Origin of the sequence: Paraburkholderia acidipaludis NBRC 101816 (genome assembly GCF_000684975.1) — a bacterium.
Taxonomy (GTDB): Bacteria; Pseudomonadota; Gammaproteobacteria; order Burkholderiales; family Burkholderiaceae; genus Paraburkholderia; species Paraburkholderia acidipaludis.
The window spans coordinates 1-13,654 of the sequence record NZ_BAXZ01000025.1; the positions used below are offsets into that span (position 1 = coordinate 1).

Consider the following 13,654-nt stretch of genomic DNA (forward strand, 5'->3'; position numbering starts at 1 on the left):
CGGGACGAAGAGGACGAGGTGCTCGAGGGCATTGGCGCGCACTGATCCCTTCTTTGGCGGCGAGTGCGCCGCCATGAAATAGCGAGGCCCGCCTGGAGCGATTCAGGCGGGCCTTTTTCGTGCCTTGCGTATTTGTAAAATGCCGGAGCCGAAGGCGCTGCGCCATTTCGGCCATAATCTCGCCCATCACTTTGTCCGGACCCACAGGGCAGCGCGCCCTGAGCGAAACGCAATCATGAGGAAACCACTCAGTCAGCGGCAACTCGACGCCTTGCTTCAGCAGGCGCTCGCGCTTCAGCAAAATGGCGCGTGGACCGAAGCGGCCGAGATTTATCGGGAGATCCTTGCGGTTCGGCCGCAGCATTTCGACGCACTGCAGTTGCTGGGCACGCTCGCCTTGCAGACAGGCCATCTCGACGAAGGCATCGCGCTGCTGCAAACCGCCCTCTCGATCAACGGGAAGCAGGCGGCGATTCATTCCAACCTCGCGTTCGCACTGAATGCCAGATCGCGGCACAGGGAGGCGCTCGGGCGCGCCAACCAGGCGCTCGCGCTGATGCCGAATTTCGTCGACGCGCTGACCAATCGCGGCATGGCGCTGGGCGCGCTCGACATGCCCGCCGAAGCGTTAGAAAGCCTCGACCGCGCGCTTGCGCTCAAGCCCGAAATGCCCGAGGCCTGGAACAACCGCAGCTGCGTGCTGCGCGATCTGGGCAGGCCCGAAGAGGCGGTGACGAACTGCGACCGGGCGCTCGCGCTGCGGCCCGATTATGCCGAGGCATGGAGCAACCGCGGCAACGCCCTGAGCGATCTGAACCGCCCCGCGGAAGCCGAAGAAAGCTACAGGAAAGCCATTGCGGCCGCGCCAGGTCTCGCCGATGCCTGGAGCAATCTCGGGCTCGCGCTCATCGACATGAATCGCCACGCCGACGCGCTGGCCAGCTACGATCAGGCCCTCGCGCTGCAGCCCGACCATGTGGAGGGGCATTGGAACCGCGCGTTGTGCCTCCTGCAGATGGGGCGGCTGGAGGAGGGCTGGCACGAGTACGAATGGCGCTGGAAGCGCAGGCGCAACGCGGCGGAGGCGCGCTCGTTCGAAGCCCCGCTGTGGCTGGGCGACGCTCCGCTCGACGGCAAGGTGATTCTGCTGCACGCCGAGCAAGGCCTGGGCGATACCTTGCAGTTTTGCCGCTATGCGTCGATGTTGGCGCGGCGCGGGGCACAGGTGGTGCTGGAGGTCCAGCCCGAACTGGTTCGGCTGCTCGCGCCGCTGGAAGGTGTCGCGCGCATCGTGGCGCAAGGCGAGCCGCTGCCGCCGTTCGACTTGCACTGCCCGCTGCTGAGCCTGCCGCTTGCGTTCGAGACCGATGTCGCGAGCATTCCCGGCGCAACGCCGTATCTGTTTGCGGATTCGCAGGCGGTCAGGCATTGGGAGGCAAAAGTCAGCCAGGCAGCGGGTTCGCCCGCGCTGAAAGTCGGGCTCGTCTGGGCGGGCGGCGATCGGTCTCACGTTCCCGAGCTCAGAAAGAACGACAGGCGTCGCTCGATCGCACTGGAGCAGATGCTTCCGCTGTTCGATGTGCCAGGTATCCGGTTCTTCAGCCTGCAGAAAGGCGCACCCGCGCAGCAGCTTGCCGCGTTGCGGGAACGTCGCGAAGGGAACCGGCCTGGCGCCGAAATCGACGATATCGTCGATTTCACCGGCGAGCTTGCCGACTTCGCCGACACGGCCGCCCTCGTGTCGAACCTCGATCTCGTGATCTCGGTCGATACGTCGACCGCGCACCTCGCGGGCGCAATGGGCAAGCCGGTCTGGATTCTGAACCGCTTCGATACGTGCTGGCGCTGGATGCTCGAACGCAGCGACACGCCCTGGTATCCCGGCGCCCGGCTGTTCCGCCAGCCCGCGCTTGGAGACTGGGGCAGCGTGCTCGCCGCGGTGCGCGAGGCGCTGACGGCGCGCGTCGCTACGATACCGTCCTGAACCCCAGCGCGCTCGCCTTGGCGCGTAGTTCCGCGAAGCGGTCGGCCGTCGGGTTCACCGCAAGCCGCGCGTTATCCACGCTGGACACCGAACTGGACGACGAGGGCGCCGTCGAGCCACTACATGGTTCTCCGAACGGTCCTTGAGCGACCGTGATCGTCGGTGCGCTGGCGCGCGGCGCATCGGTGAAGTCGAGCGCGTCCGCGAGATTGACGGTTGCCGGGTCGCTGCCGCATACGCCGAGCGGCGGCAGCCCGAAGCGGGGACTGCGGCGAGTGCTCGGGACCCGGTTAAAAGCGCAACTAACGGTCCAGCGCGCACCCCACCATAAACAGCAGGATCGCGGCATAACAAAAAGGCAAGCAGAGGAGGGGCTAAGTCGACTTCGACGCGTCCAGCTACGAAAGCGCGCGCAGATGTTGGCGCAGCCGATCGACCTCGCCCGGAGCGAATGGCCTTTCGATTTCGGCATGCATCTGCTGCCACAAAGGGAACGCCTTGGCGAGCAATTGCTGGCCCGCGGGCGTCAGGCTGAGCAGACGGCTGCGCTTGTCGTCCGGATCCTGCGTAATGACGACAAGCTCGCGCCGCTCGAGCGGCTTGAGCGCGGCCGTTAGCGTGGTGCGATCCATCGCCAGTAGCGAGGAGACGTCTTTCATCGCCGGCGGATGGGGCCGGTTAAGCGACATCAGCAGCGAAAACTGCCCGTTCGTGAGCTCCAGCGGGCGCAAGGCATCGTCGAAAATGCGCGCGAGGTTGCGCGCCGCGCGCTGCATATGCAGGCACAGGCAGCAGTCGCGAACCATCGCGGTCGTTTCGAAGGGGATTTTTTTTGCCGGTGCCATGTTGCAATTATGTTGATATCAACTTATCCTGTCAAGGCTCGAAGGGCGACATTCCGTTGCTCTCCTCATCGGACGGAGGATTTATGAGCGATCAGAAATTGTTTCTCGCGGTGTTTCTCGGCAGCAAGGACAACCCCCGCATGCAGGCGTGGATGGCATTGCCGGAAAAAGAACGGCTCGCCAGGCAGCAGGAGGGCATTGCGGCGTGGCATGCCTGGGTCGACCGGCATCAGGCGGCGATTGTCGACATGGGCGGTCCGCTCGGCAAGACGTTGGCCATCGGCGAACATGGCGTGAAGGAAACGGTCAACGCGCTGTCCGGCTTTACGGTCGTGCGCAGCGCCTCGCATGAAGAGGCCGCGAAGATGTTTGAAGGCCACCCGCATTTCGCGATCTTTCCGGGCGAGTCGGTTGAAGTGATGCCCGTTCTTCCGATCCCTCGCGGCTGACTTCCAGGGAGTCGTCATGAAGCTCTATGGATTTCCAGGCACCCGTGCGCAACGTGCGCTCTGGGGGCTACACGAGGTCGACGCCGATTTCGAATACGTGTCGGTGAATCTGCTCGAAGGCGAGCACAAGCGACCCGAATTCCTGCGCGTCAATCCGGCGGGCAAGGTTCCGGTGCTGATGGACGGCGACCTTGTGATTCCGGAATCGGCCGCGATCGTGCTGTATCTCGCCGAAAAATATCCGGAGAAGGCGCTGCTGCCCGTCGATCTCGAAGAGCGGGCGCAGGCGTATCGCTGGACCCTGTTCGCGGTGACCGAGCTCGAACAGCCGCTCTGGAGAATGACGCGGCACGCCTTTCTTTATCCGCCGGACAAGCGCCTTCCAGCCGATATCGAACTGGCGCGGGAGGATTTCCGGTCGATGGCCGCGATCCTCGAAACGCATCTCGAAGGGCGTCGGTTCATCGTCGGCGACACGCTGACGGTTGCCGACTGCGTGACGGTCTATCTGATCGATTGGGCCAATGAAGTCCAGTTGATCGATGGATTCCCGCGCCTGCAGGCGTACCTCGAACGCCTGTATGCGCGGCCCGAGGCGCCGCAGCGGATCGCCGACGCGCGCAAAGCCGCCTGATGGCAACGCCTGTCCTGGTGCCGATGCCCGCAACCTTGCGCGACATCGGCAGCATGCAGCAACGCGCGCGGCGAATTACTGGCCCGACGGGTAGACCGGCAGTTCGTCGTAGCGTTTCAGCCGGTAGATGGCGAACGACACCAGCCAGGCGAGGATGAACACGCCGATGATGACGAAGCCGAGGTTGTTGAAGTTGTCGTTGAGGGTGCCGATCAGATCCCAGAAACCGCCCTTCAGATTGAACTGGTCGGCGATCAGCCCGAGCGTTTCGATACCGCCGATCAGCACCGCCACCAGCACGGAAACGAGCGTGATCGTGAGGTTGTAGTAGAGCTTGCGGATGGGGCGCACGAAGGCCCAGTCATAGGCGCCGAGCATGAGCACGCCGTCGGTCGTGTCGACGAGCGACATGCCGGCCGCGAACAGCACGGGAAACACGAGCACGACGCTCATCGAGAGGCCTTGCGCGGCCTGGCTCGCGGAAATCCCGAGCAGGCTCACTTCCGTCGCGGTGTCGAAGCCGAGGCCGAACAGGAAGCCGAGCGGCAGCATCCACAGCGGTCCCGAAACGAAGCGGAAGAGCGGACGGAAGAGCCGGGCGAGGAGGCCGCGGCTGTTCAGCAGCAGGTCGAGATCGTCGTTGTTGTAGGGCTCGCCGCGGCGGACTTTGTTGAAAGCGCGCCACACGCCGCGCAGGATGACGACATTCATCGCGGCAATGAGAAACAGGAACAGCGCGGAGACGCTGGTGGAGATGATGCCGCCCAGGTCTTTCCAGGCTTCGACGCGGCTTTCGAGGGCGGCGGCCGTCGCGGCGACAGCCGCCGCAACCAGCAGCACCACGGCCGAGTGGCCGAGCGCGAAGAAAAAGCCCACGGTCACGGGACGCTTGCCGTCCTGCATCAGCTTGCGCGTGACGTTGTCGATCGCGGCGATATGGTCGGCATCGACGGCATGGCGCAAGCCGAAGCCATAGGCGAGGAGGCCTGTGCTCAGGAGCAGCGGGTGAGCGTGAAAGGCGATGAATGCCCAGATCCAGGCGCCGATGTTGAAGGCGGCAAGGACGACATAGATGCCGATGACGCGGCGGCGGAGGGATGCCGGAGCGGCAACCGTTTCCAGAGTGGTGGACATGTGACAGATCCTGAGGTCGGGACTGTCCCTGCAACGAGCGGCCGCGTAAAGCGGCGCCGGCGCATTGGGACACCCCGCCCGTTGCGGCTGCATGGACCTCGGTTGATGGCAGGTCTCCTGGCTCGCGGGTCGGTGTTCGATGCCGGCCTTCCCGGTTTCCCAGTGGCGCGGGGTGGCATGAACTCGCCGCTTACAGTTGCGGGGGCAGCCGCAGACTCGAAACCCGGCCGTCTGCACGGCGAGCCTCTACTGCGTTCCCTTTTGATCCCGTTGCCGGGAACCATCAGCGCAAAAGCGTAATCGCCCTTACGTTGCGGTGTCAACCTTGCGCCAGCGCAGCCGCTGCCCGTGCTGCGCTCAGAACTGCTCGATCCATGCCGCGAGGCGATCGGCAGGAAATTCGGTTCTGTGCTGCGTGGGCAGGAACGCCATGCCGTCGCCCTTGCGGACCGGCTCGAGCGCGAAGTCGTTGCCGTCCAGCCAAAGCAGGCTTGCCAGCCAGACGGCGTGCCCGATCGACACGGCCTTGCTGGCCGGCTCGCCCAGAAACTCGGCAAGGGCGGTGAGGTCGTCCAGGATCAGGCCATCGCCTTCGCGCCGGACCGCGATGCCGGCGTGCTCCAGCGTTTCGGCCATCGCCGACACCGCGTTGCCGGCGGTCGCGCCGACGTGGCGGTTGCGCAGCGCCGCGAGGTTCGCCGCCACCATGTGGCCAAACGTTCCGCTTCGGCCGCTTTCGGCGGCGATCAGATCGGAGTAGTCCATCAGCAGCCAGTCCGGCTCGGGGCTGGGCACCTCGGCGAGAACAGCGGCGGCCAGGTAGGTCTCGACCGGTTGGAACCGTTCGGGCCCGATCAGCGCGGCGGAGAGCGTGCGGATCAGGCCGATCCGCGTGGAGAGCGTCTGCTTTTGCAGCACGCCCAGCTTTTCGCGCACCAGCTGGTCGCGCTCCTTGCGCAGCTCGGCCAGTTCGAGCGCCTGCTTCAGCTCCATGCGCAACGCGGTAATGTCCCACGGCTTCTTGATATAGCGGTGGATCTGGCCGAGGTTCACCGCCGCAACGGTCTGGTCGATCTCCGAATACGCGGTGGTCAAGATCCGCACGATATGCGGATAGCGCTCGCTCGCGTAACGGAGCAACTCGTTGCCGTACTCGCCCGGCATGCGCTGGTCGGAGACAAGGACCCCCACCCTGTCACCGTGCGCGTCCAGCAGCGCCTTGCCTTCCTCAACCGAGCCGCCAGTCAGGACCGGCGCCAGGCTTCCAATGGCACGCTGGAAGTACTTCACGGCCGTGGCCTCGTCATCGACGAAGAGGATCGCCGGTGACGACTCCTGGTTGGCTTTCGCTTCGTTCATCAACAACTCCTGAGTGTTTGACCTTTGATAGGGGGGAAATCCAGCACTACGTTGGTGCCAACCCCCGAGGCGGACTCAATCCGAAGTCCGCCGCCACAAGACTGCATGACACGGTTGCAGAGAATCAGGCCCAAACCGTGCCCGCCGGATTGCGCGTGCGTTGTGATCGGGTCCGTCAACAGGCGGGCCTTGATCTCGGGCGGAATGCCCGGGCCGTTGTCGGAAATGCCGATGCCCGGACTGGGTTCCGCCGTGACAGTAAAGCGCACCGCCGGCGCGGGCACGTCCGCGAGCGCGCGCAGCGCGTTCGACAGGAGCGAAGAGAGCACGAGCGCCACGCAGTTCGGTTGCGTGAGCACGGCAAAGTCGCCGTCGACCTCCACCTGCACCCACGACCGCTGCCCGGCCGCAAACGGATAGGTATCGAGCAGGGCGGAAATCAGCCCATGCGCCGTGACCTCGCTGCGGGCCTCTTCCCCAGCGGGTTTGCGGCGCCCGTTCTGGACCGAGCGCCAGAAGGACGAAACCACCGCCAGGCAGTACTGCGCGCTTTCGCGCATGGATCGGGCGGCGCCGTCGATATCCCACTGCGACTCGTGCTGCGCGTCGGCGCGATTTTCGATGTTGCTCGCGTTCAAGGCAATGGCGGCGAGCGGCGTGTTCAGTTCATGCGCCAGAAATGCCAGGGTCTCGTCGATTGCGATCAGCCGATGATTCTGGATGGCGCGTTCCTGGTGGCGCTCGAAGGCCAGTTGCAGCGTCTCGCGCACGGAAGCCTGCCTGAGCGGCTTTTCGAGGATGCGGAACACCTCGCCGGTATTGACCGTCTGCAGCAGCACGTCGATGTCCGCGTAAGCCGTCACCAGAATGCGGACGATATGCGGGTAGTCGTGCGCCACCTGCCGCAGCAGGTCGCCGCCATCGCGGCCCGGCATGCGGAAGTCCGTGACCAGCACGGCAATGCGGGCGCTGTCCCGCGCCAGGATGGCGACGGCCTCGTCGCTGCTCGTGGCCAGCAGAACTTCGTAATCCGTGCCGACCATGCGCGAAAAATACTTCCCCGCCAGCTCTTCGTCGTCGACGTAGAGCACCGTGGGCTGCGTTTGCCGGATGTCTTGCCGGATTTCATTCATGGCGTTCTCACGGCGCGCGCGACAGATCGAAGCTGAACGCCGCCCAGCTTCCCAGCTCGCTTTCGGCGAACAGCAGGCCGCCGTGGCGCTCGATGACGGCATAGCTGATCGACAGCCCCAGGCCGAGGCCCTGTCCCACTTCGCGGGTCGTGAAGAACGGCTCGAACACGCGGGCGAGATTCTCGTCCTTGATGCCCGGCCCGTTGTCCTTGACCGTCACGGCGAGGCGCTGCTCTTTCCACGTCGCCGAAATGTGAATCGCCGGCCCGACGGTGCCCACGTTGCGCATGGCCAGAACCGCGTTGGAGAGCAGGTTGATCAGCACGCCGATGATGGCCGCTTCGTCGCCCTGCACGAGCGTATCGGTCGGAAGCTCGCGCGTCACGGTCACGCCGCGCAGTTCGTGGGCGACGAGCCGCGTGGCCGAATCGAGCGCCTTTTCGAACAGGAAGGGCGTGCCCACCTCCGCCTCGGCGCCGGGCTTGCGGTAGGCGAAGGTCTTGAGGTCCGAGACGATGTGCTGGATCCGCTGCATGCCCTGCTTGGCGTCGACGAGGCACTCCTGCAGCGTCGGCTCCGCCTTGGCCACGGGCTCCTCCATCGCGACTTCGATCGCCATCAGGCAAAAGTTCACGGGGTTATTGACTTCATGCAGCAGACCCGCGGCCAGCGTACCGATAGCCGCCATCTTTTCCTGCTGCAGCAGTTGCCCCTTGATGTCGACCAGCTTGCGGTTGATCGATTCGAGCTCGTCGTTCTTCTGGGAGACTTCCGCCTTCAGGCGGAACAACATGAAGCGCACCCGCTCGTTGAAGAAGGTATAGACGCCGCTGGCCGCGGCGGCGAACAGAAGGAGCAGCACGTTGACGGTCAGCGTGCCGATCGGCACGCTGCCGCCGGGATGCATCAGGCAGGCAAGCAGATAAAGCACGCAGGACAGCACGCCGAAGACCATGTTCTGCCATAGGCCGAACGGCAGGGCGATGCCCGAAGCGAAGATGGCCAGGTTCAGGCCCATGTAGTAGGGCGACAGCACGCCGTCGGTCTTCCAGATCATCCACGAAATCATGATCTGCGGCAGCAGCAGCCAGGACAGCGTCAGCCACGGGGAGAGACGCCGCCCCACCACGCTGCCGAGCAGGATCGCGATGCCGCCGATCAGTACCGAGACGACCACGCGCGCGGCCGAGAACGAGATCAGCTGTTGGGGATACTGCGCGTAGTCCAGCCCCACGCCTAGCAGGACGAGCACGATGGCGGTACAGGCGCCGCCGCGGCTGAAAGTCACGCGGAAGTCGGCCAGCTCGGTTTGATAGCCTGTGTGCAGTTGAGCAGTGCTCATGGATGGGGTGTCCGCCGGCGTTTCAGAGGATCGTGGCTTCCGCGAACACATTCACCCCGGTCTCATCGACATAGAGCTTGTGGTCGGCGGATTGTGCGGGCAGCAGCGAACTCATGCCGCTCTCGTTCCGATAGATCAGATACCACTCGAGCAGATGCTCCATGCCGTACTTCTCCGGGTTCGCCGAGTGCACGTTGGTGACGAGCAGATGGCCGCCGGGCCGCGTGCGTGCCGCGAAATAACTCAGGAGACGCGCGCAGACCTTGTCCGAGAGGTAGTCGAAGAGGCCGGCGCAATAGACGGCGTCGAAATCCCGCGCGGACTCGTCGGGCGAGATCTTGCGTTTGAGCAGGTCGTGCACCGACTGATGCACCATTTCCACCGCGACCGTGTGCCCGGCTTCGGCCGCCGCCTGTTTGATCGAGGCCTCCGTGAAGGCCAGCGTTTCCTCGCTGAAATCGACCAGCTGAAACGACAGCAGCTCGGGCTGCGCATATTCGCGCACGAAGCGCTGGATCTCGAATGCCGGTCCGCAGCCGACGTTGAGGATGCGAAAGGGCCTGCCGGCCATGCGCGCTGCATCGGCCTGGCGCGTCAGGAAGTCGATCAGCAGCGTGATCCGGTTGCGGTGCGCGGTGGCCACGGCGGCCTTGAGGAACGCCGTATTGACGATCTGGAAGTAGGTGGTCGGCCCCTGCTGAGGATCGCTCAGGATCTGGTTGACCATCTCGTAGTCGCCGGCGTACCCCAGCGGCTTGGTAAACGTCCGGTAGACGAAGGGCGCGCGCAGCAGCAGCGGATGCAGCGCCGATTGCGCATAGGCGCGATGCACGGGCGCAAGCTCCGGATCGACGCGCTCGGCTTCTTCCTCCAGCCAGTTGAGGTAGGTCTTGACCTTGACCATGATGGGCGTGGCGAGCTCGTAGAAGAGATCCTCGCGCAGCCGGCCTTCGTTCTTCGGCAGGCTTTCGGTCAGGTCGACCTGCTCGACCCAGCGCGACACCTCCGAGAGGAACGCGCGCATTTCGTTGACCACGATCTGATAGTCGCGCCGGATATTGAAGCGCGTGTCCCAGTCGGTGATGAAGAGCTCGGCTTCCCGCCCGACCGACCTGGGCTCGTTGGACAGCACGCTAAGCTCGCGCCACTCGTCGATCAGCGCCAGCGAAACCACCGCCGTAAGGCCGGTGTTCACGAGGCTGACGACCACCGCCTTGCCCAGATAGGCGTTTCTCGCCCCCATACGCACGCTCAGGTCGCTCAGGACTTCACTGACCTGCACGATCGAGTATGGGTTATAGACCTCCATCACCAGCGACTTTCTCTGGAGGTTGATGATGGTTCCACGCACCTGCTCGCGCTGCGAGTTGCGGAAGCTGACTACCGGGTCGATTTGCGTTTGAGAGTACACGGTATAAGAACCTGAGGAATCCGGAAAACGCAGCTGGGTGTCGGACGCGGTCCAGTGAATGGCGGCTGCATGTTCGGCATCGCATACGATGCCGTGGACATGCTTCAAACCGGCGTTGCACGGGAAACACCCAAACCCTTGGCCGGAGTGCCTCCGGCGTGTTGCAGTGTAACATCAACGCCGATTATTCTGACCTATGCCAATTTTGGCGGGAAGGGCCTCCGGGCGAGGCCGGTTGCGAAGGAAGGCGGGGAGATGCGGCGCCGCATGCGCCGGGGCGCACGGACCTGCGATGCAGGTGCCGCGCTAGTCTTGCCGCGGCGCGGGCTTCGATGCGCTCACTTGCTGTTGCGCGTCGAATTCGATGCGGTTTCTGCCGCCGCGTTTTGCTGCGTAGAGGGCGGCGTCCGCGATGCCGTAGGCGGTATCGAAGTCGGTGCCCGCGGGGTTGTCGCTCACGCCGAAGCTGGCCGTGATGCTGCGGCTCACGGGGGCCGGGAACACATGGCTGGCGATGGCCGCGCGCATGTCCTCGGCGAGCGGCAATGCATCCGCGATATCGGCGCCCGGCATGACGACGGTGAACTCCTCGCCGCCCACGCGCCCGATGATGCCCGTGCTGCCGAGGATCTGGCGAAGGCAGTTGACGATGCCGAGAATCACGGCGTCGCCGGCGGGGTGGCCGTAATCGTCGTTGACCTTCTTGAAGTCGTCGATGTCGAGCAGGATCATCACGGCGCGGTTCACGCGCAGCGCCTTGACGGTTCGCTCGATCACGGCGCTGCGATTGAGCACGCCGGTGAGCGCGTCGTGAGTCGCGCGATACTGCAGCTGCTGGGTCAGCGCCTGCATTTCGCGCTCGGCCCGATCGCTGCGCCCGATCAGGCGGCGCGTTTCGCGCATCAGGCGCTCGTAATGGCCGATGAGCTCGCCTAGCGCCTCGCGATAGCTCCCGGCTTCCGCGTGCGGATCGTCGCACATGGCCCGGGCTCTTTCCAGGGCTTCGCTTTCGCTGCGGAACAGGTCCGGCGCGTCGCCGTGCGACGCGCTCCGGGAGTCGGCCGGTTTCACGGCAGCGGCTCTCAAGTTGCAACCGGGCAATCGTTGAACTTGATTGCCGTGAAGTCGGTTTGCAGTTCCTCGCCGAACTCGAGGATCGTTTCGTCCTCCTCGTCGCGGTACCAGTTCACCTCCACCCGGTTGCCGGACGACGCGGCCCGGTCCAGGGCGTCGAACATGCCGAACAGCATCTTCGTGCTGGAGCTGTTGAAGTAGGTGAGCGTCACGTCGACCGTGATCGCGGCATCCGCGCAACCCGCGAGCCAGGCGTTCAGCTGTTCCATGATGGGCGCATAGAATGCGGCGGCGTTCTCGGGATAGGACTCGCCACGAAGCGCAAGCACGTTCTGGTCGAAGCGAAAGTCGATTTCCGGCGACGTGGCCGTGGCGGCGATGAAAAGATTTTCCATTCTGTACACGGACCCTGGTCAGATGATGGTCTTGAGGCAAAAGAGCGTGGTGCCCGGATCGTCCTCACGCGGATAAAAGGCGAACTCGATCGGCGCGCTGGCGTCGCGCGCCATCGTCAGAAAGCCGAGTCCCGCGCCCTTGCTGTCGGCAGGCGTTTCGGCGCGCAGCGACGTCTTGTAAGCCTGCTTGATCTCGTCGATCGACATGTTCTGCAGCGGCTCGAGCTTCTCGCGCAGATCGTCCACGGCTTGCGTGGCGATGGGGTTGATGCAGACCATCAGGTGGCGGTCGCCGTCGGCGGAAATGCACATCGCCCCTTCGCGGATCGCGCCGCCCTGGACCGTGCCTTCGGGCAGCGAGTCGGACGAGTAATGGACGATGTTCTGCGAGAGTTCGATGAAGGACGAAAAGATCCTTCGGCGCGTGGACGTGCTCACGCCGGCGACTTCCAGTTGCAGTTTCACGACCTCGCTCATCGCCGCCACGATGCTGTGCGAGAAATAGCCCTTGTGATAGAAAATCAGATTGCGCTGCTGGGCAATTTCAAAGAAGCAGCTATGCTGATCCATAGTGACAGACATGGTGGTCAAATACCTCAAACTCGTGCAAAGAAGAGCGTGACGTCGTCACGCCGGGACTGCGTTTCCTGCCACTGGGCGAGCGCTTCGAGCAGGCCTGCGCAAATCGCAGACGGCGCTTCTTCGCGGCGACCCAGAATCAATTCGATTGCGCGGCGCTTGCCGAAGGCAATCTTGCGCGGACCGCCAATCTGGTCGGTCAGCCCATCCGTCGAAACGAACAGCAGGCTCCCGCGGGGAACCTCGACGGTGTGCAGCGTCCATGCGTAGTTCGCGAGGCTGTCGACATAGCCCACGCCCATGCGTTCGCCGGCAATCGTTTCGAACTCGGCCGCATCCGGCCGAAGCACATGCAGCGCCACGCGCGCGCCGGCAAACGACACTTGCTGGCGGGCGGTGTCGAACCAGAAGAAGGCGGCGTCGAGCCCGTCGTTGGACTGGGGGGCGTCGCCGCTGCCGTTGATTTGCCCAAGCAGCCCCTTGACATTGCGGTTGACGGCGCCAAGCAGTCCCGACGGGTCGCGCGGCCCGAGCCGCTCCAGCGCCTGCGAAAGCGAGGCCGAAGCGAGCAGCGTCATGAACGCGCCGGGCACGCCGTGGCCGGTGCAGTCGGCAACGGCGCCGAACCAGCCGTCGGGAAACGACGCGAAGTGGTAGAAGTCGCCGCCCACCACGTCGCGCGGCTCCCAGACGAGCGCCGCGTCGGGCAGCATGGTCGAGAGCGTGTCGCGCGAGGCGCGCAGCATGGCCTGCTGGATCACGCTCGCATATTCGATGCTCTGCATGATCTGGCGGTTCTTGGCCGCCTGCATTTCCGCCACGCTGCCGAGGAGCCGCAGGCCGTTGCCGACGCCCGCGAACCGGCCTTCGCGGGTCACGATGAAGCCGTCCACCAGCGCCTTCTCGCCCACCTCGACCGTCTTGAACGTGAGCGCCTCGATGCTCATGTCGGCGTCGACGATCAGCGGCTCCTTGTCCATGAATGCAATACAGCTCTTTTTGTCGTAAAGCTCGCGATGAAACGGCTTGCTCATTTTCGAGAGGAATATATCCCGATTGATCAAACCGATAGGGCGGCTGTTTTCAACGACAGCGAGGCTGACCATATCGGGCCGCGAATAAAAAATCTCCATGACCTGAGAATTTGAATCCGTGACATCAATGGACGGCACTTCCTGAACCAGATCACCGGCGCTTCGCGGGCCAGCGGAAAATCCCGGACGACGAAATTGCGCAAGCGCGGGATGCATGGCGATCCGCTCCTGTCGATGAGGAAAACCAGCACGCTAAAGGCTATTTATGTCAGTTTCGTTAC

13 protein-coding genes, 1 pseudogene and 1 riboswitch are annotated in these 13,654 nt (G+C 64.2%); of the genes and pseudogenes, 3 read left to right on the top strand and 11 right to left on the bottom strand.

Annotated features, from left to right (window positions below; translation table 11 throughout):
• Nucleotides 1–235 precede the first annotated feature (235 nt).
• On the top strand, nucleotides 236–1,984 hold the full coding sequence (locus BAC01S_RS24330; protein WP_027797103.1) for a tetratricopeptide repeat protein: 1,749 nt from the start codon (nucleotides 236–238) through the stop codon (nucleotides 1,982–1,984).
• On the opposite strand, the pseudogene BAC01S_RS35700 reads toward BAC01S_RS24330, so the two are convergent.
• Together BAC01S_RS35700 and BAC01S_RS24335 are read right to left on the bottom strand one after the other, a co-directional pair.
• A pseudogene (locus tag BAC01S_RS35700) lies at nucleotides 1,968–2,246 on the bottom strand (alkaline phosphatase family protein); the annotation flags it as partial. The gene BAC01S_RS24330 and the pseudogene BAC01S_RS35700 overlap by 17 nt on opposite strands.
• Before the next feature lie 136 nt (nucleotides 2,247–2,382).
• Entirely contained in the window at nucleotides 2,383–2,829 is a 447-nt protein-coding gene (locus tag BAC01S_RS24335) for a MarR family winged helix-turn-helix transcriptional regulator (RefSeq protein WP_027797104.1), read from the bottom strand.
• A gap of 83 nt (nucleotides 2,830–2,912) precedes the next feature.
• Here BAC01S_RS24335 and BAC01S_RS24340 point away from each other — a divergent pair, with 83 nt between their 5' ends.
• Entirely contained in the window at nucleotides 2,913–3,278 is a 366-nt protein-coding gene (locus BAC01S_RS24340; protein WP_027797105.1) for a YciI family protein, read from the top strand.
• A gap of 16 nt (nucleotides 3,279–3,294) precedes the next feature.
• Nucleotides 3,295–3,912, top strand: a complete 618-nt coding sequence (locus BAC01S_RS24345) for a glutathione S-transferase family protein (protein ID WP_027797106.1) — start codon at nucleotides 3,295–3,297, stop codon at nucleotides 3,910–3,912.
• Nucleotides 3,913–3,987: 75 nt separating this feature from the next.
• Here BAC01S_RS24345 and BAC01S_RS24350 read toward each other — a convergent pair whose 3' ends face one another.
• From BAC01S_RS24350 to BAC01S_RS24390, 9 genes are all read right to left on the bottom strand, one after another.
• Complete coding sequence (locus tag BAC01S_RS24350) at nucleotides 3,988–5,046, bottom strand: HoxN/HupN/NixA family nickel/cobalt transporter (RefSeq protein ID WP_027797107.1); 1,059 nt, start codon at nucleotides 5,044–5,046, stop codon at nucleotides 3,988–3,990.
• 90 nt (nucleotides 5,047–5,136) lie between these two features.
• A riboswitch (cobalamin riboswitch) is annotated at nucleotides 5,137–5,346 on the bottom strand.
• Nucleotides 5,347–5,403: 57 nt separating this feature from the next.
• Nucleotides 5,404–6,405 (bottom strand): response regulator, encoded by a 1,002-nt coding sequence (locus BAC01S_RS24355; protein WP_027797108.1) that lies wholly within the window; start codon nucleotides 6,403–6,405, stop codon nucleotides 5,404–5,406.
• Nucleotides 6,405–7,538 (bottom strand): hybrid sensor histidine kinase/response regulator, encoded by a 1,134-nt coding sequence (locus BAC01S_RS24360; RefSeq protein ID WP_043203556.1) that lies wholly within the window; start codon nucleotides 7,536–7,538, stop codon nucleotides 6,405–6,407. Before BAC01S_RS24360 ends, BAC01S_RS24355 begins: the two co-directional genes overlap by 1 nt.
• 7 nt (nucleotides 7,539–7,545) lie before the next feature.
• Entirely contained in the window at nucleotides 7,546–8,880 is a 1,335-nt protein-coding gene (locus BAC01S_RS24365) for a sensor histidine kinase (protein ID WP_027797110.1), read from the bottom strand.
• 22 nt (nucleotides 8,881–8,902) lie between these two features.
• A complete protein-coding gene (locus BAC01S_RS24370) occupies nucleotides 8,903–10,291 on the bottom strand; it encodes a class I SAM-dependent methyltransferase (RefSeq protein ID WP_027797111.1) in 1,389 nt (462 codons plus the stop codon).
• 306 nt (nucleotides 10,292–10,597) lie between these two features.
• The gene (locus BAC01S_RS32475) at nucleotides 10,598–11,272 is read right to left on the bottom strand and encodes a GGDEF domain-containing protein (RefSeq protein ID WP_084168832.1); all 675 of its coding nucleotides are present in this window, start codon (nucleotides 11,270–11,272) and stop codon (nucleotides 10,598–10,600) included.
• Between the two features lie 101 nt (nucleotides 11,273–11,373).
• Entirely contained in the window at nucleotides 11,374–11,760 is a 387-nt protein-coding gene (locus BAC01S_RS24380; RefSeq protein WP_027797112.1) for a DUF1987 domain-containing protein, read from the bottom strand.
• 18 nt (nucleotides 11,761–11,778) lie between these two features.
• Nucleotides 11,779–12,342 (bottom strand): SiaB family protein kinase, encoded by a 564-nt coding sequence (locus BAC01S_RS24385; protein WP_027797113.1) that lies wholly within the window; start codon nucleotides 12,340–12,342, stop codon nucleotides 11,779–11,781.
• Nucleotides 12,343–12,356: 14 nt separating this feature from the next.
• The gene (locus tag BAC01S_RS24390) at nucleotides 12,357–13,472 is read right to left on the bottom strand and encodes a SpoIIE family protein phosphatase (RefSeq protein ID WP_043203561.1); all 1,116 of its coding nucleotides are present in this window, start codon (nucleotides 13,470–13,472) and stop codon (nucleotides 12,357–12,359) included.
• Nucleotides 13,473–13,654: the final 182 nt, after the last annotated feature.

What these genes read in the sequence shown, in the direction of transcription:
- BAC01S_RS24330 (WP_027797103.1), top strand. Translation starts at nt 236, where the DNA reads ATGAGGAAACCACTCAGTCAGCGGCAACTCGACGCCTTGCTTCAGCAG.
- BAC01S_RS24335 (WP_027797104.1), bottom strand. Translation starts at nt 2,829, where the DNA reads ATGGCACCGGCAAAAAAAATCCCCTTCGAAACGACCGCGATGGTTCGC.
- BAC01S_RS24340 (WP_027797105.1), top strand. Translation starts at nt 2,913, where the DNA reads ATGAGCGATCAGAAATTGTTTCTCGCGGTGTTTCTCGGCAGCAAGGAC.
- BAC01S_RS24345 (WP_027797106.1), top strand. Translation starts at nt 3,295, where the DNA reads ATGAAGCTCTATGGATTTCCAGGCACCCGTGCGCAACGTGCGCTCTGG.
- BAC01S_RS24350 (WP_027797107.1), bottom strand. Translation starts at nt 5,046, where the DNA reads ATGTCCACCACTCTGGAAACGGTTGCCGCTCCGGCATCCCTCCGCCGC.
- BAC01S_RS24355 (WP_027797108.1), bottom strand. Translation starts at nt 6,405, where the DNA reads ATGAACGAAGCGAAAGCCAACCAGGAGTCGTCACCGGCGATCCTCTTC.
- BAC01S_RS24360 (WP_043203556.1), bottom strand. Translation starts at nt 7,538, where the DNA reads ATGAATGAAATCCGGCAAGACATCCGGCAAACGCAGCCCACGGTGCTC.
- BAC01S_RS24365 (WP_027797110.1), bottom strand. Translation starts at nt 8,880, where the DNA reads ATGAGCACTGCTCAACTGCACACAGGCTATCAAACCGAGCTGGCCGAC.
- BAC01S_RS32475 (WP_084168832.1), bottom strand. Translation starts at nt 11,272, where the DNA reads ATGTGCGACGATCCGCACGCGGAAGCCGGGAGCTATCGCGAGGCGCTA.
- BAC01S_RS24380 (WP_027797112.1), bottom strand. Translation starts at nt 11,760, where the DNA reads ATGGAAAATCTTTTCATCGCCGCCACGGCCACGTCGCCGGAAATCGAC.
- BAC01S_RS24385 (WP_027797113.1), bottom strand. Translation starts at nt 12,342, where the DNA reads ATGTCTGTCACTATGGATCAGCATAGCTGCTTCTTTGAAATTGCCCAG.
- BAC01S_RS24390 (WP_043203561.1), bottom strand. Translation starts at nt 13,472, where the DNA reads ATGGAGATTTTTTATTCGCGGCCCGATATGGTCAGCCTCGCTGTCGTT.